This is a genomic window from Enterobacter cloacae complex sp. P15RS (assembly GCF_014895905.1).
Classification (GTDB): domain Bacteria; phylum Pseudomonadota; class Gammaproteobacteria; order Enterobacterales; family Enterobacteriaceae; genus Enterobacter; species Enterobacter quasihormaechei.
Genome location: NZ_JADBQL010000046.1, coordinates 1,281 through 2,988 on the forward strand (window position 1 = coordinate 1,281; position 1,708 = coordinate 2,988).

1 protein-coding gene is annotated in these 1,708 nt (G+C 65.9%); it reads right to left on the bottom strand.

Annotated features, from left to right (window positions below; genetic code table 11):
• On the bottom strand, positions 1-1,708 hold a 1,708-nt coding region (locus tag IM267_RS20810; protein ID WP_193034210.1), incomplete at both ends, for a DUF6531 domain-containing protein.

Genomic DNA, 1,708 nt, shown 5'->3' on the forward strand with positions numbered 1-1,708 from the left:
TGCCATCCGGATTAACCATGGCCGTCAGGTCGCCCGCAACGCTGTATTCATAACGTGTTTCATGGCCCTGCGCATCCTGCCGGCTGATGAGACGTCCGCGGCTGTCGTACGTGAAATACTGACTGAGCCCTTCTTCCTGATGAATGGCCGTCACCTGACCGAAGCGGCTGTACTCATACCGGGTCTGGTAACCGGAGCAGTCGGTGAAGGTGAGCACCTGGCCGTAACGGTTCCTGACCATAATCTTTTTGCTGCCGGCGGCGTCCTCCATGGCGCAGGGCAGCTCGTCCTGCGGGCCGGCATAACGCCAGCGGGTGGTGGTGCCTTCGCGGGAGGTCTCTTTCGTCAGCCGTCCCTGCCCGTCGTATTCCCGGCGGGTGCGCAGGCCGTCAGGCCAGACCGTGTCCGTCAGCTGACGCTGGTCGCTGTAATAAAAGCGCGTGCTTCTGCCGTCCGGGGCAATAATCTCCGTGACCTGCCCGGACCCGACGTTCAGCCGGTACTGCGTCCGGCGTCCGGCCACATCGGTCTGTGCCAGCAGGCGACCGGCGTGGTCGAATTCACTGAGGGTACTGCTGCCGTCCGCCTGCTCCTTCTTCACCACCCGCTTCAGCCCGCCTTCTCCTTCGGTGTGCAGCACATCCCGGCGGTTCAGGCTGTCGGTAATGGTGACGGTGTGTTTTTCATAGCCGTAGGTGTAGCTGAGTCCTTCGGGGTTATGCTGGGCCACCACCCGCCCGGCGTCATCGTAGCGGTAGGTGGTCTGCGGGCGTCCGGCATAACTGTGGGCCGTCATGCGTCCGGGGTGTTTATCATCATATGTAAAGCTTCGGACCTGCACCCCGCCACGGTCATACACCGCCGCCAGCTCACCGTGCGGGGTGTATGCATAGCGCACCAGCGGCTCTGCGGGCAGGTTGTCCGGGTATACCGGGTCGTGCACCAGCCAGACCGCCTCCAGGCGGACGCCGCTGTCGGGGCCGTAGCCGGAGGCAGGCGGAGTCTGCGGCAGTGTGCTCAGTGCCAGCCGGAAACGGCGGCCTGCGCCGTCGGTGACGGCGGTGATGTGCCCGCTGAGCGCCCCCTGCGCCGCCCGGTGAAAGGTGAGCGTGCGCCCGAAACGGTCCGCCAGCCCGGTCAGGACCCGGTACGGCGGCAGCGGCGCGGGCAGGACCTCATCCGCCGCCGGCACGCGTTCACTCCAGCCCAGGATCCACCAGGGCCCCTGCGGGCTGCCGGTCGCCAGATAGCTGTGCGGGCTTAACCGGATGTCCTCCGGAAGCCGCTGCCACAACCGGTGCAGGGCGTTGCTCTCATGCAGCTTCAGCGCACCACCGCGGGCCAGCCACAGGGACTCGCTGCGGCTGAAGGCGGTCTCACCGGGAGAGAGCGGCTCAAAGCGGATGCTGCGCCCGCCGCTGTCATTAATAATCAGTTCATCATCGCGAAGCTGTAAACGGATATCAAAGGGGGCTTTCCAGCCGGGGCCGAAGACGCCCACCGGGGCAGGCGTCTTCGTCCGGTAGCTGCTGTAGCTGCGGGAAAGGACAAACGGCAGCGGACCCGGCAGGGCGATATCGGTCTCGCCGGGCAGGACCTTGGCGCCCGGCAGGGGATTAACCGGATTGCCCGACGTGATGCCGCCGGGGCAGACCGAGCAGGCGACACCGGTGGGGGCACCGATAAACACGCCTGACGAGCCCTGCAC